Below are 18,987 nucleotides of genomic sequence, written 5' to 3'. Positions count from 1 at the left end.
AAAGCCTTCTTCTGACCCCGACTTTAACAAGGTAAAAGCTCATGAACATTCTGGTAATCGGTGGTGGCGGACGCGAGCACGCACTGGCCTGGAAAGCTGCCCAGTCCCCCGACGCGGACAAGGTCTTTGTCGCGCCGGGGAATGCCGGTACGGCCCGGGAGCCGGGCCTGGAAAACCTCGATATCGACGTGATGGACCTCGATGGCCTGGCAGACTTCGCCGCCGATAACAACGTCGGCCTGACCATTGTGGGCCCGGAAGCGCCCCTGGTAGCCGGCGTAGTCGACAAGTTCGAAGCGCGCGGCCTGCGCATTTTCGGGCCCAGTGCCGGTGCCGCCCAGCTGGAAGGCTCCAAGGCTTTCACCAAGGACTTCCTGGCGCGCCAGAACATCCCGACCGCCGCCTACGCCAACTTCACCGATGTCGACGAAGCCCTCACCTACGTGCGTGAGCAGGGCGCGCCTATTGTGGTCAAGGCCGACGGTCTGGCCGCCGGCAAGGGTGTGATTGTCGCCATGACCCTGGAAGAAGCCGAAGATGCCATCCGCGACATGCTGGCCGGAAACGCCTTCGGTGATGCCGGCAGCCGGGTCGTCATCGAGGAATTCCTGGATGGCGAGGAAGCCTCCTTCATCGTGATGGTGGACGGCGAGCATGTGCTGCCCATGGCCACCTCCCAGGACCACAAGCGGGTCGGCGACGGTGATACCGGACCCAACACCGGCGGCATGGGTGCGTACTCCCCGGCACCGGTCGTAACCGCCGATGTGCACCAGCGCATCATGGACGAGGTGATCTACCCGACCGTCCGGGGCATGGCTGCCGAGGGGCACCCCTACAAGGGCTTCCTGTACGCCGGGCTGATGATCGACAATAACGGCGCACCCAAGGTGATCGAGTTCAACTGCCGTTTCGGTGACCCGGAAACCCAACCGATCATGCTGCGTATGAAGTCCGACCTGGTGGAGCTGTGCCAGGCCGCAGTTGACGGCAAGCTGGATCAGTGCAAATCCGAGTGGGACGAGCGCGCCTCCGTGGGCATCGTGTTGGCGGCGGGTGGCTACCCGGGCAGCTACAACAAGGGCGACGCAATTTCGGGCCTGCCAGAGACAGAAGTGGAAGGCGAGAAAGTGTTCCACGCCGGCACCCGGCTTGAGGATGGTCAGGTCGTCACCAGCGGTGGCCGTGTGCTGTGCGCAACCGCCCTTGGCAATACCGTCACCGAGGCGCAGAAGCGCGCCTACGAGCTGGCTGGCAAGATCCATTGGAATGGTGCGTTCTATCGCAAGGACATCGCCTACCGGGCCATCGCCCGCGAGCAGGCCTGATCTATCGGGAAAGCGACAGACAACGCGAGAGATAGAGCCCGGTCAAGCACCGGGCTTTTTTATGCCGGAATTTGCCCGCTAACACCTTCTTCGACTACACCCGGTTCCTGAAAAACGGTAGCCTTGCAGTCATTCCCTTCTCAACTGAACAGCTGTGCCCATGCCTGAAGCGATATGGATCTCGTTTGCCTTTGTCCTTGGCCTGGCCGTCAAGTCCATGGGCTTGCCGCCCCTGGTCGGTTACCTGGCCGCCGGCTTTGTACTCAGTGGACTTTCGGCCACCACAGAGCTCACCATTGAAGCCACCGACGCGCTCGGTCATATCGCTCACCTGGGTGTCCTGCTGCTGCTGTTCACCGTTGGCCTGAAACTGAAGCTACGCTCCATCGTCAGCCCCGAAGTCATTGGTGGCAGCCTGCTGCATTTCACCATCACTTGCGCGGTGTTTACCCCCGGACTCTTCCTGCTCATGGACCTGGAATGGCAAACCGCGCTCATGCTTGCGGTGGCGCTGTCGTTCTCGTCCACGGTCCTGGCGGCCAAGGTGCTGGAATCCAAGCGAGAACTCCGGGCTTTCCACGGCCGAGTGGCCATCGGCATCCTGATCATGCAGGATCTGATTGCCCTGGTGGTCATGAGCCTTGCCGCCGGCCAGACACCCTCCCAGTGGGCCCTGATCGTGTTCGGCCTGCCACTCTTGAGGCCGTTACTGTTCAGGTTGCTGGATGCCAGCGGTCATGATGAGCTGCTGGTCCTGCTCGGGCTTCTGCTTGCCCTCGTCCTTGGCGGTTATGGATTCGAGTCAGTGGGTCTGAGCTCTGAGCTCGGGGCTCTGGTGTTCGGAGCCATGCTGGCCAAACACCCGCGCTCCCAGGAGCTGGCCAAGTCACTCTGGAGCGTCAAGGAAATGTTTCTGGTGGGTTTCTTCCTGCAGATCGGCATAGGTGGGCTGCCGGACAGCCAGGCGCTGATGTTTGCGGTGGTGGCCGCGCTGGTGCTGCCACTGAAGGGCATGCTGTTCTTCTTCCTGCTGCTTGCCTTCCGACTGCGGGCCCGTAGCAGCTTCCTGAGCGCGCTGGCCCTGACCAACTACAGCGAATTCGGCCTGATTGTTGCGAGCGTCGCCCTGCCCCAGTGGCTGGTGCCGCTGGCCATTTCCGTAGCCCTGTCTTTCCTGTTTTCGGCCCCGCTGAACCGATTTGCCCACTCGCTGTACGAGCGGGTGTCACATCGGCTAGACCCCTTCGAGAGCCGCAAACATCATCCGGACGAGCAGCCCATATCGCTGGGCAGCACCCGGGTCCTCATCATGGGCATGGGCCGGACCGGAACAGCGGCCTATGACTGGCTGAAGGATCAGGAGCCCGACCTGATGGGACTGGATTCAGATCCGGCGAAAGCACTCAAGCACCAGAAAGAAGGGCGCAATGTGGTGTTCGCCGATGCCGAGGACTCCTCATTCTGGAATGCCCTGCACATGCCGGCGGTACAGGCGGTGATCCTCGCCCTGGGCGATATCGAAGGCAAGCTGATTGCCGCGAGAACGCTTCGCAAGATGGGCTTCAAAGGCTACATCGTCGCCCATACCATGTTTACCGATGAGGCGCGGCAGATTCGTGAAGCCGGCGCCGATGACGCCTACCTCACCATGAACGAAACCGGGGTGGCCCTGGCCAGCCACATCCTCAACAAGTCACCCGTCACCGGGAAGCATCCCGACGCCTCCGGCGTGGGCTAGAGCGCACACGTCCGGAAGCCGGTGTAGACGTCATTGCGCAATGGCAGATACGCCTGCCGGTAGGTGCCGCGAATCAGGTTCGATGAGGTAGCGCAGCTGCCCCCCTTGGTCACCTTGTGATCGCCGAACTGCAGGGTGGACATGAACGGGTACATATCCACCTTGAAGCCGTCATAGGGCAGGAACTGGTCGCTGGTCCACTCCCAGACCGAACCGATCATCTGCCGGCAGCCGAACGGGCTCTCTCCGGCCGGGTAGTCCCAGACCGGATTCCGGGCCTGGTTACGGCCGTCCATGTCGGCATGAACGCCGTCCGGCGCCTCATTACCCCAGGGGAACCGGCGGAACGGCTCGCCCGGCCTGTTGGCCAGTGCCGCCACTTCCCATTCGTATTCCGTCGGCAAACGACGCCCCGCCCAGTTGCACCAGGCTTCGGCCTCCCAGTAGGTCACATGCGTCACCGGGGCATCCGGATGCAACGGCTGCCACTGGTCGAACAGACGCTCCTGCCAGAGGTTTTCATGCCAGCGCCAGTACAGCGGATGCCGCGGGGCTCGCATCAACGGCTCTTCCAGCCCGTGCACCAGGCCCACATCCTGCTCCGTTTCCAGCCACTTGCGGCCGCCGAAAGACCAGAGTTCGGGGCGCTGGTAGCCGCCATCCTCGACGAAGGCCTGGAACTCCCGATTGCTGACCAGCGTCCGGCTGATCCGGAAGGCATCCAGCTCCACTTCAAAGCGTGGTTTCTCGTTATCAAACGCGAAGTCCTCGCAGGCGTATGCCTCCGAAATTCCCGGCATGCCGATGAGCCAGCGACCGGAGGGGACTTCCACGTCTCCCGCGATCGGATCTGACGGCGCCGGTCGATCACCGACATATTCCGGTGGTGCCGGGTAGCCCACCGTTTGCCGGCACCAGATCAACGACTCGATGTGCATGTTCTGGTGAAAAATCGCGTAACGGTAAAGGTAAAGCGCTTCGTCCGTCAGCGGCCTGTTGAGGAGACGATCTGCCACCCGGTCATAGATGGTCCGGAAGTAGGCGAGCGTTTTGTCACGGTCCGGAAACAGGTCGGAACGCCAACGGTCACGATGTTCGACGTGAAAGGAATCCCAGAGGTCGTCCATGTCGGGATCATAGCTGGGCGTGCCGTCCAGCAGATTAAACACGAAGACCTCGTAGAAAAACGCGGAGTGGCCCATCTCCCAGAGCGGTGGATTGACGCCGGGGTGGTACGGTACATCGAGCTCATCCTCCGACAAGGTACAGATCAGGCGCTCGGTCCGGGTTCGGGCCTGCTCCAGCTCTGCCAGGAGGCTGTTTTTTACATCGTCAGATCGCATGGATTCGAATCCCTGGGCAAATGCTTTGGAAAAGAATAACAGACATGAAACCACCGGTGGCAAAAGCGGCCTTTCACCTGCTTCTCAATACGACTGCTCAGCCCGCGTCAGATGACCTAGGCCCAGATCCAGAGGATCACGGGAACAGCAACGGCAATAACCACAACCGATAGAGGCAGACCCAGACGCCAGTAATCTCCGAAACGGTAGCCGCCGGGCTCCATCACCAGCGCGTTGGACTGATGCCCGATGGGTGTAAGGAACGCGCAGGAGGCTCCGATCGCCACGGCCATCAAGGCAGCATCCGAGGCCAGCCCCAATGGCGATGCAATTCCCAGGGCAATGGGTGCCATCAGGATCGCCGCAGCGGCATTGTTGACCACATTGGAGAGCAACATGGAACCGGCCAGGATGATCGTCAGCACCATCCAGGTCGCCTGCCCCTTGGCGACCGCCAGGATCTGACCGGCAATGACCTGTGCCCCTCCGGTGGTCTCGAGCGCTCCCCCCACCGGAATCATCGCGGCGAGCAGGACAATCACCGACCAGTCGATGGCTCGATAGGATTCCGTCGTATCCATCAGCCCACCGAGCACCATGGCAACCGCGCAGGCCACCAGGGCCACAGGCGGTGTCAGCCAGCCGGTAACAATCACGACAACGGCGGCAGCGAACAGCCCCCCGGCCAGCACAAGCTTCTTTTCCCGCCCGAAGGTCAGCCCACGTTCTGCCAGCGGCAGGCACCCCAATGTCTGCAGGGCACCGTTCAGACTGTCTTCAAAACCCTGGACCAGAAGAATGTCGCCGTTACGCAGCCGGATATCCGCCAGACGCTGCTTTACCCGATGGCCCTGTCGCGCCACCGCAACGATGTTCAGTCCATAGCGCTCGCGCAGATTCAGTCGGTTTGCGGTGTGGCCGATCAATCGGGATGACGGGCTGACCACGGCCTCGATCAGTTTTACATCACCGGCTGCCAGCTGCTTCTCCGCATCCTGCCTGCTCTCTCCCTCCGCTTCCTCAGAGACGCTGTGGGGCAAAATAAGCCCGGTATGGTCGACGAAATCCTGCAGGCTTTCAGTATCCGCCTCCACCAACAATACATCCCGGTCCCGGAGCACGGTAAAGGTTGATGGAGCCGGTGAGGTCTGCTCACCCCGGATCAGCGCGAGCACCACCAGGCCCTTCTCGGAGTCCCCGGAGGTCAGAAGGTTGTGCAACGTGCTGCCGGCATAATCCGAACCTTCCGGAACCTGCAGCTCGGTCACATAGTCACCCACACTGAACAGCTTGCCACCCTCGTCAGGGTCGTCGCGCCGGGGCGTCAGCCGCCAGCCGATCAAACCAATGAACAGGATACCCGCCACGGTAATGGCAAGGCCGACCGGCGCGAAGTCAAACAGCCCGAAGGAACCGGCTTCCCGGTAGCTCGCAATGATGATGTTCGGCGGGGTGCCGATAAGGGTCATGGTGCCGCCGAGCAAGGAACCGAAGGCCAGCGGCATCAATAGCAGAGAAGGGGAACGCCCGGCCTGTCGCGACATCCACACCGCCACCGGCATCAGCAACGCCAGGGCCCCCACGTTGTTGATAAAAGCGGAGCACAGGGCAACGACCAGGGTCAGTGTCACCACCTGCAGTATGGCATTGTGCCCGACGCGGGCCAGCAACCGGGCGACTGCATCCACCACCCCGCCATTCACCAGTCCCTGACTGATCACCAACACCGCAGCGACGGTTATGACTGCCGGGTGCCCAAAGCCTTCAAACAGCTCTTCGGCAGGCACCAGACCGGTTACCGCCATGGCCAGCAGGGCGAGCATGGCGACGACATCGAACCTCAACCGGTTCCAGACAAACAGTCCCAGTGTGACCCCGAGGATCAGAAAGACCAGCCATTGCTCAGACAACATGAATCATCCGCACCCCGATGCAAAGCCCTGTCCGAAACCATAGCCCGACAACCGCAGGTTTGACAGTTACGCACCGACAAACCGGGGCCCGCAGCGGTGCACATGACAAACAAAAACCCCGCGCAGCTTTCGCTGCACGGGGTTTTCTGTGGCCGGTCAGTGTTCAGCCACTGACCGTGACAACAGGAACCGTCGATTAACCGAACTGGTTCATGGTGTTGTCCTTACCACCCGCCTTCAGGGCCGCATCACCCGCGAAGAATTCCTTGTGGTCATCACCGATGTTGGAACCGGCCATGTCCTGGTGCTTCACAGTGGCGATACCCTGACGGATTTCCTTGCGCTGTACGCCAGCAACGTAGGCCAGCATGCCTTCGTCGCCGAAGTAGCCCTTGGCCAGGTTGTCGGTGGACAGGGCCGCAGTGTGGTACGTCGGCAGGGTGATCAGGTGGTGGAAGATACCTGCTTCACGGGACGCGTCACGCTGGAAGTTCTGACACCACTCGTCGGCCAGCTGGGCCAGCTCGGTGCTGTCGTACTCTTCGCTCATCAGCTTGTCGCGGTCGTAGGCAGATACATCCTTGCCTTCTTCCTTCCAGGCGTCGAATACCTGCTGACGGAAGTTCAGGGTCCAGTTGAAGGACGGGCTGTTGTTGTAAACCAGCTTGGCATCGGGCACCACTTCACGGATGCGGTTAACCATGCCGGCGATCTGGCCAACGTGGGGCTTCTCGGTTTCGATCCACAGCAGGTCAGCGCCGTTCTGCAGGCTGGTGATGCAGTCCAGAACCACACGGTCTTCGCCAGTACCCGGACGGAACTGGAACAGACCGGAGGCCAGACGCTTCGGCTTCATCAGCTTGCCGTTGGACTTGATCACAACGTCGCCGTTGTTGATCTCGGAAGCGTCCTCGATGTAGTCGCCGTCCAGGAAGCTGTTGTACTGGTCACCCAGGTCACCCGGCTCGTCGGTAACAGCCAGCTTCTGGGTCAGGCCAGCACCCAGGGAGTCGGTACGGGCAACGATCACACCGTCGTCAACACCCAGCTCCAGGAACGCCAGACGAACGGCGTTGATCTTGGACAGGAAGTCGGCGTGCGGAACGGTAACCTTGCCGTCCTGGTGACCACACTGCTTCTCGTCGGAAACCTGGTTCTCGATCTGGATGCAGCAGGCACCGGCTTCGATCATCTTCTTGGCCAGCAGGTAAGTCGCCTCGGCGTTACCGAAACCGGCGTCGATGTCGGCAATGATCGGCACAACGTGGGTTTCGTGGTTGTCGATCTGCTGCTCGATTTCCTTGGCCTTGGCGGTGTCACCGGCATTCTCGGCTTCTTCCAGGGCGCGGAACAGGTGGTTCAGTTCCCAGGCATCGGCCTGACGCAGGAAGGTGTACAGCTCTTCGATCAGGCTGGAAACGGCAGTCTTCTCGTGCATGGACTGGTCAGGCAGCGGACCGAACTCGGAACGCAGGGCAGCAACCATCCAGCCGGACAGGTACAGGTAACGACGCTTGGTGGTACCGAAGTGCTTCTTGATGGACAGCAGCTTCTGCTGACCGATAAAGCCGTGCCAGCAGCCCAGGGACTGGGTGTACTGGGAGGTGTCCTTGTCGTAGTTCGCCATGTCCTCGCGCATGATCTTGGCGGTGTACTTGGCGATGTCCAGACCAGTCTTGAACTTGTTCTGGGCGCGCATGCGAGCGGCGTGCTTCGGGTTGATGGCATTCCAGGTCGGGTGCTGCTTCAACAGGGAAGCGATCTGGTCAACGTCTTGTGCGTAGGGCATGGGTCTCATCCTTTCTACGTTGGTTTTCTGATCATGTGCGGAGACGCTTTTCAGCATCAGCCGAAGCCAGCTCACTGTTCACTTTGCGATCAGCCTGCTGGCGATGGGATGTACTCTAGTACGTTCAATTTTATAATTGAAATTTATATGGATTATTTTCGGCATTTTCTTTGTGAATGATCAAGCCAATGCCTGAAATGCAGCAGAAAAATCCCGAAAACCGGGGATCATGTGCCAATTTGAGCGGTCTGTGAAATCACCACCAGACGGTCACCGGGCTGGATATCGAGGTATTCCCGCCGTGGCGGATTGAGGCGGAGATGACGGCCATGTTCGTCGGCCCGATGCCGGAAAATACCGAGCGCGAGCTCCCCTTCCGCGGCAAGCGTCTTCTCGAGCAGGTGAAAATCGACACTCGCCGGGAGCGGGTAATCTGCCGGATCCCGGAACTGGATTTCGGCGCCGCCAACGGTAAAGAGTTCTTCGAGCACCACCCGCAGCTCCCGGCGCAGGGCCACCTGGGCCAGAATGTGGCTGAGAATCATCGGGCTGATCATCATCTCGCTCCGGTGCCCGTATAGCAGCTGCCGGTTATCGGGATCACTGAGCTCCATGATCAACTGGGGATGGCGTGATGCCTCCGCCAGGATGTCCTCGAGCACCAGATAGCCCACCATCGCCCGGGCGTCCGCCTCTTCTCCGGAGGCAAGCCGGTCGCTGCTCAACAACAGAATGGCATCGTATCGGTCCGGCTGCAGCCGGCGCAGCTCACCTTCCACCATGTAATCCGCCTCGACCTGATGACAACGGACCGTTTCGTGGGTGCCCGCATAGGCGGTGATCGCCTGACTGCGCTCGCTCGCCGGTATCACGGAGACCAGGTCCAGTTCGAAAGCAAGATGCCGGTAGCTGGCAAATTCTGCGACCAGGCTCGGGACCCTGCGACTCCATCCCAGCACCAGGATGCGCATAGGGGTGTCCAGTGGTCGGGGAGGCAGCACCCTTGCCGGCCCGCGCGGAATGTCGGGCAATGACTGGAGTTTGTTATCCGGCTCTGTCTCGGAATAATCACGAGCCATGAGAATGACCCGGTCGTCTGCGTTGACCCGGGTGTCTGACGGTGCCAGAAGCTGCACGTCCCAGTGCGTACCATTCCGCCGGAGCAGCCCCAGAACTATGGCCAGCGGACGTGCGACCGCTATCTCACCCAGGGACATGCCAGCGACGGACTCGCCACCACGGACATAGATCTCGTTGCCCGAACCGGCAGTGAGCAGTTCGTTGTAGATCTCGGAAAGCCCGGGGTGGAGGATATTCTGAACCATCAGCCGGCTGATGGTTGCGTCCCCGGCCACGACCTCCACGCCGCCCGGGTAGGCCCTTTCAATCACCGCATGTTTACGCACGTCCTGGATCTCGGCCACCACAAATGGCAGCGGTGCGTGCAGGTGACGCGCCTGTGCAGCGATGGACAGCAGTGCCTTGACGGTCTCCACATCCGAAGTCACCAGACTGCCCGCCTCATGGGCGGCGCTGGGTACGATCACCGCAGCCGCATCGAGGCAGGCCACGCGATGCAGGGCATCCGGCTGGATCGCCGAACCGGATCGAAGGATGATCTGCCGGAACCGCCTGCCAATGCCCGGTTCCATCCGAAGTTCATGGACCTGCTCCGCGGAAGCCTCCTCCGACAGCACCACCAGGTTAAGTTTCTGGGTGTCGTGCTTTTCGAGAAACCTGCGCATACGACCGGACGAGCCCAACAGCTCGGCCAGCAACGGCAGTGTCTGACTGGTCCAGCCCAGTACAACGATGTGGTTTTTCAGGGTAACGGGCGTGAGACCTCGTTCCAGGTCCTGCATCTTGGCAATCAGCCAGCGGGTCAGGATGGCCACCAGGGTGCCCATGAACACCACATAACCGGATACCGTCAACAGCGTCGAGACGATTCGCTGCCAGGTGCCAACGTCATCGCCGAGGTAGCCGGGGTCCGTCAGTCTCAGGAACGCCCACCAGATCGCCGACCCCGCATCCTCGAATTCGCCGCCCTGGGGCACTACAAGCATTCCGCCGATGAGCGAAATCAGCCCGATGAAAATCCCGACCACCACAAGCTGGAAGCCCGCCCCCTTGACCAGCTGGCGCTCTACAATGAATTTGACGCGATCAACAACACGAAATGGCAGCATGGGATTCCCTTTGCCTGAGTCAGTCATGCTCCCTTAGGATAGAGCAAAGTGCCCACGGAGGTGAGCCATGGCAGCCTCATCTATTCCCGCTTTGAAATCAACAGGCTGGCTGTCGGTTGTGTCACTTCTGGTGTTGCTGCCGGACATCGGCGCGGCAGATACCGCTCATATTGCCCAGCCCTGGCGGGCGGAGGCGGTGGTTGAGGGCCGGGACGAGACCTACAACGAAGAACGGTTTCTGAATGAACTCACGTTCCGGCACAGCCAGCCGCGGCCCAACGCCGTCAGTAATGGTATTCGCGGGACCGGCGGAAGCGTGGGCAGTCGACGTCTGTATTATGACTTCCGGTTCCGGCAGGATTTCGGGTTCCGGGAAAACCGCAATGGCTTCCTCCTGGATATCCAGCGCAGCGAGGACCTGGACGGCGCCTATCAACGTCAGCTGGTGGGGTTCCGGCAGGCGATAGCCGAAAATACCGAGCTATGGCTGCAGGGTGACGTGTATTCCGACAAATCCCTGTCCGACATCTATTTCAGCGCCCGCCACCACCTTGATGAAACCAGTTGGCTGCATGTCAGCTGGATTCTTCCTGACGCCTACTTTAACAGTAAGACCGACTCTCCGGACGAATTCGAGACCGTTCCCCACTCGTGGTTTCTGCAATGGCACCGGGGTGGCGCTGGGCCGGGACTGGGCACGACGGTCTCCATGACCCTGACGCCGGCATCCTCCTTTATCAGCCGGCAGGAAAACCTGCAGGTGGACAGCGAGAGTGTCAGTGCAGCGTTTACCCATCGCCAACAGGTCGCCGACTGGCAGATCACCCTGGAGCTGGACGGGGAGCGTACCCGCCGGCATTACCGGCTGTTCGCCGATGGCGAGAGTCAGACCACCGGTTTCGACCGCAACCACCTCCGGCTCCTGGCCGGTGCAACCTGGACCGGCCATCGGCTGAAGCCGGGTTTCGGGATTGCCTACCTGGACCTGAAAGAGCAGGGCTTTTTCGGGCGGGCCCTGAACGACGAGGGCCGGATTCGCCGGAGTGAACCGACGGCATTCGGAGAGTTTTCCCTGCCTCTCACCTCCGGCCTAAGCCTGCGACCGGCCCTGTACCTCGGGCATGCCCACCTTCGCCAGACCTTCGAGGAACAATCCGATAAGCACTTTGACGGCTTTATCGGGAAGTTGGCACTGCCCTTCGAGATGATGCTTTCCCGCGAGGACGGAGCGGTACTGACCCTGAACCCGACGTTCTATCTGCACGAGTCGGAATTCGGTGGCGGCAACCTCCAGCTGCACTGGCCGATGTAACGCTGGCCTCCATCCCGGTCGGCAGCCTGTTCACCCCCGCTCGGCCCGCACTGCCGCCAGGGCGGCATCGAGAGTCGGATAGAAACGGCTCACCCCCTGCTCTGGCTTGATGTCCGCCCGGGCCAGGGTTCGCAGGGGCTGGAATTGCAGGTCCGCAATCACCACCTGACTACCGCTGTCACGACAGGCTCCGATCAGCTTGGTCAAAGCGGATAGGCCGCCCGCGTCCAGGACAGTCACGCCGTCCATGTACAGGACAACCCCTCGAGCCTGGCGCGACAACTCCGCCAGTTCTCCGAAAATCCGGTCCGCGGCGGCAAAGAACAGCGGCCCGTTGATCTTGAACACCCGCCAGCCCTCAGGCAGCCCCTCCCGGACAATACGCTCGGTTGTGGTGATGTCGGTGACCCGCGTCATCTGTGCCATCTCGCGCATGAACAGAACCGCGGCCAGCAGGACACCGGTGGTAATCGCAATCACCATGTCCAGGGCCACAGTCAGGCCAAAGCAGGTGAGGAAGACCAGTACGTCACTGCGCGGCGCGGTTTTCAACAGATGCACGGCCTTGGGTGCCTCGCTCATGTTCCAGGCCACCATCACCAGCAGGGCGGCCATGGCCGGCATCGGCAGGTAGGCGAGCACCTCCGCGAGGGACACCAGCGCCAGCAGCACCACGCCCGCATGGACCATCGCCGCCACCGGCGATTCGGCACCGGCACGATAGTTGGCGGCGGACCGGGCAATGGCAGCGGTCGCGGTAATACCACCGAAGAACGGGACCACCAGGTTACCCAGCCCCTGCCCCATCAGTTCACTGTTGGCACTGTGGCGTTTACCGGACATGCCATCGAGCACCACCGCACACAGCAGCGATTCGATTGCCCCGAGCATGGCGATGGCAAAAGCCGCAGGCAGCAACTCCCGCAACATATCCCACGACAGCCCCAGGGCCTGGCCGTCCGGTCCCGGCTGCTGCCAGGGCCACGCGAATTCCGGAAGAAACGGTGGAATACCCGCCCCCTGGGAGCCATCGGGCAGCAGGTAGCTGAAACGCGAACCGATGGTCTCGATACCCGCACCGTTGGCATTGAACCAGAGGGCCAGACCACTACCGACCAGCACCGCCGGCAGGTGCGCCGGTACCGGCGTGCGCAAGCGCGGCCAGAGAAGCATCACGGCCAGGGTTGAGACTGCCACCAGGGTGCTCATGCCATCAACGGCAGGCAGCGCATCCGCCAGGACGGTCAGTTTTTCCCAGTAATGTTCCGGCATCGAGGTCACAGGCAAGCCGAAAAAGTCCTTCACCTGCAAGGTCGCGATGACCACAGCGATACCGCCGGTGAATCCCAAAGTGACCGACTCGGGGATATACTCGATAAACCGGCCCAGCCGCATGGTGGCCATGATCAAAAGAAGGACGCCGGACATCAGGGTTGCCAGTAACAACCCGCCCAACCCGTATCCCTGGGCAATGGGGTAGAGAATGACGACAAACGCCGCCGTAGGTCCGGAAATGCTGTAACGGCTGCCGCCGGTCAAGGCGATGATGAAACCGGCAATGAATGCGGTATACAGGCCGTACTGGGGCGCAACGCCGCTGGCGATGGCAAGGGCCATGGCCAGGGGTATTGCGATGATGCCCACCGTGATTCCCGCCATCACGTCCCGGCCGAAGCGTCGGGCGGTATAGCGCTCGCTCAGACAGGCCTCACGAAAGGCGTGGGCAATGCGAAGGGAAAACAGATGGGCACGGTGTGGCATGAACGGTAACTCATCTTCTGGAGTCGAAGAATGACATTATATGCTCATATTCTGTACATTCAATGTTAACCAAATTAACATACAGACGATTCACTCGACGAAACAGGGTCTGAACACACCATGGAAAACCGCACCGCCAGACTGACACTGCTGATCGATCCGGAGAAGAAAGCGGCGTTTGAAGCCCTCTGCAAGCAGGAAGACGTCACCCCTTCCCAGAAGGTCCGGCAGTTCATCCGCGAATACGTGGAGTCAAAACTTGGACCGGACTGGCAGGAGCAGAAAACGCAGAAAACCGACTGAGCCAAAGGCCGTATAATCTGGTTATGAAACGCCTCCTGCCTGTCCTCACGATGTTCCTGCTAACCGTCAGCGGATGTGCTGCCATGCCACCCGAACAGATCAGCATTTCGCCTCCTGAAAGCCAGTATGACGCCCGCCTGATCGACGCGAAAACCGGCACGCCACTGACCATCGAAGAACTCGCCAGGCGACTGGCCGACACCGATGTCGTGGTGGTGGGCGAATACCACGGCCACCACGCCTCGCACCTGTTGCAGGCCCGGCTGCAACAGGCCCTGTTTGATCGGAACCCCCGCCAGGTTCTGACCATGGAACAATTCAATGCGGATCGCCAGGAAGTTCTCAACCACTTCATGGCGGGGGACATTGGCGAAACCGAAATGATCGAGGACGCCGGGGCCTGGGACAATTACCGCGCTTCCTATCGCCCGCTGGTGGAGTTTGCCCGGCGGAACCGGTTGCCGGTCATCGCGGCCAACGCACCGGCGAAGATTGTCCGGTGTGTCGGTCGCAAGGGCCCGGACTACCTGAAAACCCTGCCCCCCGAAACCCGGGAATTGCTGCCCGAGACTGCCTTTCTCGACACCCCGGCCTACAAGGAAAAGTTTGTCGAGGCCATTGGCGGCAGCCACGGGGTGGAGGACGGCGAGCTTTCAGAGCGCATGCGCAACACCTATCACGCCCAACTGTTGCGGGACAACACCATGGCCAAGGCCATCCTGGACGCACGAACAAGCCATCCAGGCCACCAGATCCTGCATACCACCGGCACGTTCCACAGCGAGGAGCGGCTCGGCACCGTGGCGGTCCTGGAGCAACGCGCACCGGAGCTCTCCATCGCCGTGATCACACCGGTGTTCTGGCCGGATGACGAAGCAAACCTGCCGCTTGCAACCCATCGTTCCGGGGGCGACTACCTGTACTTCATCCAGCCCCTGCCCGAGGAGTTCCAGGACCCGGAGCGCGAACGCGAGGCCATGCGCGCCCGCTTCGCCAACCGGACATCGCCGGACTGCGACTGACCCCTCACGTTTCGGGCGGCGTCGCTGCCAGTGCTGACCGGAACACCGCAAGATCGTCATCACTGAACAACACCAGCCGGATCAGGCGCACCGATGTGAGACCGGGCGAAGCTTTCCGGATGGCTGCCACAGCAACCTCCGCAGCCTCCTCAATCGGATAGCCGAACACACCCGTGGAGATGGCCGGAAAGGCAATGGACGACAACCCCTCCCGGTCCGCCAGCCCGAGGGCATTGCGGTAACAGTCTGCCAGCAACTCCTCCGAGGGGGTATCCACCCCGTAGACCGGGCCGAGACAATGGATCACACGGGCATTGGGCAAGTTATGGCCACCGCTGATCACTGCCTGCCCCGGCTCGATGGGCGCAAGGTCACGGCACTCCTCCGCCAGTCCCGGCCCGGCGGCCGAGTGAATGGCTCCGGCAACGCCGCTGCCCGGCATCAGGCGGGCATTGGCGGCGTTGACGATGGCATCAATATCCGGCTGGTTGGCAATATTGCCCTGCACACACTCAATGGCTACCTGTGTCATGGTCATGAGACTCCCCTTTTCCGGATCTCCGGTTACCGGTAATCTTGCCTGACCATCAGGATAGCAGTCCCGACCAGGGACCACGGAACACAAGGAGCGGGTATGAAAGTTGTTTCGGCCTTGATTCTGGCCATTGGCGCCATTATCGCGGCATCACTTCTCAGTGACGGGCTGACCGGCCTGCGCACAGCCGACCGTTTCGTCACCGTCAAAGGTGTTGCAGAGCAGGAAGTACGCGCAGACCTGGCGCTGTGGCCCATCCGGTTCGTGGCCACCGGGGAGACACTCAGTGAAGCCCAGCAACGGGCCCGGAGCAGCCGGGATGCCATAATGGCCTTTCTCAAACTGCAGGCCATCGACGAAGCTTCCGTGGAGCTGTTGCGACTGGACGTCACCGACACCCGCGCCAATCCCTATCCCGGCAATAACACCGAACAGAAGTTCATCATCAACCAGACTCTGATGGTACGCAGTGCAGACATCGACCGCATCCGCCAGGCCGCCCAGAACGTCAGTGACCTGGTGGACTCCGGCGTGGTGCTTTCCTCCGATTACGGCCCCGGGGGCCCCACCTACCTGTTCAATGGCCTGAACGAGATCAAGCCGGCCATGATTGCCGAGGCCACCGCGGCTGCCCGCGAATCTGCGTTACAGTTCGCCCGGGACGCCAATGCCGAACTGGGCGGTCTGCGCCGGGCCAACCAGGGCGTTTTCCAGATACTGGCCCGGGACCAGGCTCCCGGTATCCGGGAAGATCAGCAGCCGGTCAAGACTGTCCGCGTGGTGTCCACCGTCGAGTACTACCTGCGCTGAAAATGAAACCGCCAGGCGCGTGTTACTGGGTCGCCACCATCTCGTCGGTAACCCGGTATTCGCCCATCAGCCAACGCATCACCTCAATGGCGGCGGGGTGGTCGAAAGCATCGTAGGTGTGCAGCAGGCTCTGGCGTTTCTCGTCACTGATTCGGCCCAGACCGCCGTCCTGCAGCACCAGCAGGTCAGCCTGTAACTGGTGAGCAAGCTCGCTCCCCAATAGCTCCCGGGCCGCATGCAGGAAGGCCTGACCATACTGGTAATCCGGCCCACGACGATAGGATTCGGCCAGGGTAATGGCCGGAATTGCCGTCAGAATCGGCTGCAGCGCCGGGTTAATGCCATGCCCTGCCAGGTGGGCGGCATTGGCCGCCGGCCTGCCTGTGAAAGCCCGCAGGTGCAGGTGCCGGGACATCCGGTCACCATCGTTGACCGGATAATTGTCCCAGAGCACGGGCTTGCGCCCCAGCAGGTCGCCCACCCGTTTCAGGTGGCCCGGCGAGATTTCCCGGGAACAGACCTCCTCTCCGGTCCAGAAAACATTGACGTCGTGATCAAGCGCGCGGCCCAACGTAATCAGGTAATCGCTTGGTCGGTTCCCGAAGACACGATCCAGGACCGGATCGTCGGAATAATAACTGGGACAGATGCTGAGCCGGGGGATATCGGTATGGCCTCGGACCCAGCCCACGATGTCAGCCTGTACCCGTGCAAGGTCGGGAGTATCCGAGCGCATGTCGTCAAACAGGATGGCGAGTTCATCGAGACCCAGTTTTTCCAGCCCCGCCAACTTCCGCTCCAGCGCCGTGCGGGCAGCATCATCGAAACGATTGAATATTTCATAGGGACTGAGGCCAACTCCGAAGCGTACCCCGTGCTCCCGGCAGAACTTCCCGAACGAGGCCAGCTCAGCGGCTTCTGCCGGTGGGTGTGGTTCCTGCCACCGACGGCGGAGGAAGGGATCGGCCTTGGGGGCGTACAGATAGAATTCGTAACCGTGCGGCACCAGTGACTTCAGAAGACTTCGACGCTCCGCCCAGGTCCACAGGGGACCGTAGAACCCTTCGATAATGCCCAGTGGTGTCGTCATGGTAATCCCTCTCCTGATCAAAAGCCGGATCTGCCGGAATGGCCCGGCATTACGACATGGTATACCCCGGGCAAGCAAATGGTATACGAGTACCGTAGGAGCTGTTCGGTAACGGCGCTATGATGCCCCACACACTTCCCGGGAGCAGGCCGCGATGCCAACCGACCACTCCACACGCCTTCAGAGTCTTGATGCCCTGCGTGGTCTGGCTGCGCTCGGCGTCGTACTGTTTCACTACCTGCCCTATTACAACCAGCTCTACACTCACCAGTTCAGCCTGCCGGCAGGTCTGGAGAGCGCGTTGCAGTTCGGGCGGTATGGCGTGCATCTTTTCTTCATACTGAGCGGCTTCGTGATTTTCATGACTCTCGAGCGCACTCGCAGCGCGGGCTGGTTTGCCCTTGCCCGTGCGTTCCGGCTATTACCCGCCCTGTGGGCCGGCATCATTCTGACCTCCATCAGCGTGCATGCCCTCGGCCCTCAGGATCGCGCAGTCAGCCTTTCCGATGCCCTGCTGAATACGGTGCTCCTGCACGAGTATCTGGGCCTGCCCCATGTCGATGGAGCCTACTGGAGCCTGGTCGTGGAAGTGACGTTCTACGCCTGGATTGCGTCCCTGTTCTTCGGACTGAACCGCTGGCGCAATCTGAGGGCTGCACTCTGGCTCTGGCTGACGATCAGCTACGCAGGTGTTATCTGGTGGAAATCCCTGCCGGGATACCTGGAATTCGCCGTCAAGGACCTGCTGTTCGTCAAATACGCCCCGCTGTTCATCAGCGGCATGATCATGTACCGCTGGCACCGCCATGGAAAGCCGCCGGCGGAGGAGCGGCTCCTGCTCTTACTGGCCATCTCCCACACGCTCCTCGCCTACAAAGCGCCCTACAGCATCTTCGTTCTGGGCTGTTACGGAACCTTTGCCCTCGCGGTCACCGGGCGCCTGAGGTTTCTGGCCTGTCGCCCCCTGCTCTGGCTCGGCAGCCTGTCCTATGCCCTTTACCTGGTCCACCAGAACATCGGTTACGGGATCATCGAGCTGGCCTATACCAACGGTTTACACGGAGCCATCGGCGTGGGCCTGGCACTGGCGACGGCACTTACACTGGCAGCGCTCATCCACTATGGAGTCGAAAAACCCTGCCTCGCCTGGTTCCGGGATTACCGGCTCAGTGCGACAAAACTCCCGGACGCCCCGCCTCCTGACCTGAGTCAAGCGTCGCCGGAACGCGAACGGTGAGAATCTTTACTAGACTCATGCGCATATAAAGAGATTCTGAATACATAGGAGCACCCCATGGAAATCAAAACCTTTGCCGACCTGATTGACTGGACCCGCCAGCTGCACGCTCACCTGGCCCGTTGCCTGAAAGAATCCGCGGGACAACACCCGGACGAGCGGGCCAGTGCGCTGCTGGACTACATAAGCACCCACGAGAGTCTGCTCGAGAAAGCGGTGGGCGAATACGAAAAGCAGGCCGATCCCAAAGCCATGAACACAAGGCTCTATGATTACGGGGTGCACAAGCCGATCGAGTCCAACCGCACCTGTGACCTCCATTACAGGGAGCTGGACTTTGCCGCCATCGAAAAGGAAATCTTCGATTTCCACGATCAGGTCATGGATCTCTACGACGCCCTGATCGGCAAGGCCGAAATCCCCGAAGCCAAAGCTCTGCTGGAAGACCTGAAAGCCCTTGAGGAACACGAGGCCATGCGCATGGCCAGCCAGATCGGTCGCATGGATGACGTCTGACCAGGTTAGACCTAAGTATTAGATTCTGACGATTATCATTTCGTTCAGGTGGAATCGTTGTTAGTTTTACTTAATAAAAGGAGCTACTGTATCCCAACAGG

15 protein-coding genes are annotated in these 18,987 nt (G+C 60.9%); 8 read left to right on the top strand and 7 right to left on the bottom strand.

Annotation, left to right across the window (positions count from 1 at the left end; translation table 11 throughout):
- Positions 1–41: 41 nt before the first annotated feature.
- The gene (gene purD, locus MD273_RS01075) at positions 42–1,328 is read left to right on the top strand and encodes a phosphoribosylamine--glycine ligase (protein WP_239035929.1); all 1,287 of its coding nucleotides are present in this window, start codon (positions 42–44) and stop codon (positions 1,326–1,328) included.
- Positions 1,329–1,488: 160 nt separating this feature from the next.
- Positions 1,489–3,066 (top strand): cation:proton antiporter domain-containing protein, encoded by a 1,578-nt coding sequence (locus MD273_RS01070; RefSeq protein ID WP_239035928.1) that lies wholly within the window; start codon positions 1,489–1,491, stop codon positions 3,064–3,066.
- On the opposite strand, the gene senA is transcribed toward MD273_RS01070, so the two are convergent.
- The 4 genes from senA to MD273_RS01050 form a co-directional block, all read right to left on the bottom strand.
- A complete protein-coding gene (senA, locus tag MD273_RS01065; protein ID WP_239035927.1) occupies positions 3,063–4,409 on the bottom strand; it encodes a selenoneine synthase SenA in 1,347 nt (448 codons plus the stop codon). The two genes, MD273_RS01070 and senA, sit on opposite strands and share 4 nt — an antisense overlap.
- A gap of 116 nt (positions 4,410–4,525) precedes the next feature.
- Positions 4,526–6,322 carry an SLC13 family permease gene (locus tag MD273_RS01060; protein WP_239035926.1) on the bottom strand — a complete coding sequence of 599 codons (1,797 nt, stop codon included), beginning with the start codon at positions 6,320–6,322 and terminating at the stop codon, positions 4,526–4,528.
- 196 nt (positions 6,323–6,518) lie between these two features.
- Positions 6,519–8,111, bottom strand: a complete 1,593-nt coding sequence (locus MD273_RS01055; RefSeq protein WP_239035925.1) for an isocitrate lyase — start codon at positions 8,109–8,111, stop codon at positions 6,519–6,521.
- Positions 8,112–8,338: 227 nt separating this feature from the next.
- Positions 8,339–10,300 carry a CASTOR/POLLUX-related putative ion channel gene (locus MD273_RS01050; RefSeq protein WP_239035924.1) on the bottom strand — a complete coding sequence of 654 codons (1,962 nt, stop codon included), beginning with the start codon at positions 10,298–10,300 and terminating at the stop codon, positions 8,339–8,341.
- 67 nt (positions 10,301–10,367) lie between these two features.
- Between MD273_RS01050 and MD273_RS01045 the strand changes: the two genes are divergently transcribed.
- Entirely contained in the window at positions 10,368–11,612 is a 1,245-nt protein-coding gene (locus MD273_RS01045; RefSeq protein ID WP_239035923.1) for a hypothetical protein, read from the top strand.
- A 30-nt stretch (positions 11,613–11,642) separates the two neighbouring features.
- Here the strand turns inward: MD273_RS01045 and dauA are convergent, their stop codons facing one another.
- Positions 11,643–13,373: a C4-dicarboxylic acid transporter DauA gene (dauA, locus tag MD273_RS01040; protein ID WP_239035922.1), complete on the bottom strand. Its 1,731-nt coding sequence runs from the start codon at positions 13,371–13,373 to the stop codon at positions 11,643–11,645.
- Between the two features lie 120 nt (positions 13,374–13,493).
- Here dauA and MD273_RS01035 point away from each other — a divergent pair, with 120 nt between their 5' ends.
- Together MD273_RS01035 and MD273_RS01030 are read left to right on the top strand one after the other, a co-directional pair.
- Positions 13,494–13,676 carry a ribbon-helix-helix protein gene (locus MD273_RS01035; RefSeq protein ID WP_239035921.1) on the top strand — a complete coding sequence of 61 codons (183 nt, stop codon included), beginning with the start codon at positions 13,494–13,496 and terminating at the stop codon, positions 13,674–13,676.
- An 83-nt stretch (positions 13,677–13,759) separates the two neighbouring features.
- Positions 13,760–14,698 (top strand): ChaN family lipoprotein, encoded by a 939-nt coding sequence (locus tag MD273_RS01030; protein WP_239035920.1) that lies wholly within the window; start codon positions 13,760–13,762, stop codon positions 14,696–14,698.
- A 4-nt stretch (positions 14,699–14,702) separates the two neighbouring features.
- Here the strand turns inward: MD273_RS01030 and MD273_RS01025 are convergent, their stop codons facing one another.
- Positions 14,703–15,230 (bottom strand): macro domain-containing protein, encoded by a 528-nt coding sequence (locus tag MD273_RS01025; RefSeq protein ID WP_239037583.1) that lies wholly within the window; start codon positions 15,228–15,230, stop codon positions 14,703–14,705.
- 102 nt (positions 15,231–15,332) lie between these two features.
- Here MD273_RS01025 and MD273_RS01020 point away from each other — a divergent pair, with 102 nt between their 5' ends.
- Positions 15,333–16,043, top strand: a complete 711-nt coding sequence (locus tag MD273_RS01020) for an SIMPL domain-containing protein (protein WP_239035919.1) — start codon at positions 15,333–15,335, stop codon at positions 16,041–16,043.
- Between the two features lie 22 nt (positions 16,044–16,065).
- Here the strand turns inward: MD273_RS01020 and MD273_RS01015 are convergent, their stop codons facing one another.
- The gene (locus MD273_RS01015) at positions 16,066–17,133 is read right to left on the bottom strand and encodes a beta-N-acetylglucosaminidase domain-containing protein (protein ID WP_239035918.1); all 1,068 of its coding nucleotides are present in this window, start codon (positions 17,131–17,133) and stop codon (positions 16,066–16,068) included.
- Between the two features lie 154 nt (positions 17,134–17,287).
- Between MD273_RS01015 and MD273_RS01010 the strand changes: the two genes are divergently transcribed.
- Both MD273_RS01010 and MD273_RS01005 read left to right on the top strand, forming a co-directional pair.
- Positions 17,288–18,370, top strand: coding sequence for an acyltransferase family protein (locus MD273_RS01010; RefSeq protein WP_239035917.1), 1,083 nt, complete (start codon positions 17,288–17,290; stop codon positions 18,368–18,370).
- Between the two features lie 57 nt (positions 18,371–18,427).
- Complete coding sequence (locus MD273_RS01005; RefSeq protein ID WP_239035916.1) at positions 18,428–18,886, top strand: ATPase; 459 nt, start codon at positions 18,428–18,430, stop codon at positions 18,884–18,886.
- Positions 18,887–18,987: the final 101 nt, after the last annotated feature.

This window comes from Marinobacter sp. C7, assembly GCF_022343555.1.
Classification (GTDB): domain Bacteria; phylum Pseudomonadota; class Gammaproteobacteria; order Pseudomonadales; family Oleiphilaceae; genus Marinobacter.
This window is presented reverse-complemented; position numbering and strand designations above follow the sequence as displayed.

Bases quoted from the DNA above. Each gene is read 5' to 3' on its own strand.
- dauA (WP_239035922.1), bottom strand. From the start codon at position 13,373: ATGCCACACCGTGCCCATCTGTTTTCCCTTCGCATTGCCCACGCCTTT.
- MD273_RS01005 (WP_239035916.1), top strand. From the start codon at position 18,428: ATGGAAATCAAAACCTTTGCCGACCTGATTGACTGGACCCGCCAGCTG.
- MD273_RS01050 (WP_239035924.1), bottom strand. From the start codon at position 10,300: ATGCTGCCATTTCGTGTTGTTGATCGCGTCAAATTCATTGTAGAGCGC.
- MD273_RS01010 (WP_239035917.1), top strand. From the start codon at position 17,288: ATGCCAACCGACCACTCCACACGCCTTCAGAGTCTTGATGCCCTGCGT.
- MD273_RS01055 (WP_239035925.1), bottom strand. From the start codon at position 8,111: ATGCCCTACGCACAAGACGTTGACCAGATCGCTTCCCTGTTGAAGCAG.
- MD273_RS01030 (WP_239035920.1), top strand. From the start codon at position 13,760: ATGCCACCCGAACAGATCAGCATTTCGCCTCCTGAAAGCCAGTATGAC.
- senA (WP_239035927.1), bottom strand. From the start codon at position 4,409: ATGCGATCTGACGATGTAAAAAACAGCCTCCTGGCAGAGCTGGAGCAG.
- MD273_RS01045 (WP_239035923.1), top strand. From the start codon at position 10,368: ATGGCAGCCTCATCTATTCCCGCTTTGAAATCAACAGGCTGGCTGTCG.
- MD273_RS01025 (WP_239037583.1), bottom strand. From the start codon at position 15,230: ATGACACAGGTAGCCATTGAGTGTGTGCAGGGCAATATTGCCAACCAG.
- MD273_RS01020 (WP_239035919.1), top strand. From the start codon at position 15,333: ATGAAAGTTGTTTCGGCCTTGATTCTGGCCATTGGCGCCATTATCGCG.
- MD273_RS01070 (WP_239035928.1), top strand. From the start codon at position 1,489: ATGCCTGAAGCGATATGGATCTCGTTTGCCTTTGTCCTTGGCCTGGCC.
- purD (WP_239035929.1), top strand. From the start codon at position 42: ATGAACATTCTGGTAATCGGTGGTGGCGGACGCGAGCACGCACTGGCC.
- MD273_RS01060 (WP_239035926.1), bottom strand. From the start codon at position 6,322: ATGTTGTCTGAGCAATGGCTGGTCTTTCTGATCCTCGGGGTCACACTG.
- MD273_RS01015 (WP_239035918.1), bottom strand. From the start codon at position 17,133: ATGACGACACCACTGGGCATTATCGAAGGGTTCTACGGTCCCCTGTGG.
- MD273_RS01035 (WP_239035921.1), top strand. From the start codon at position 13,494: ATGGAAAACCGCACCGCCAGACTGACACTGCTGATCGATCCGGAGAAG.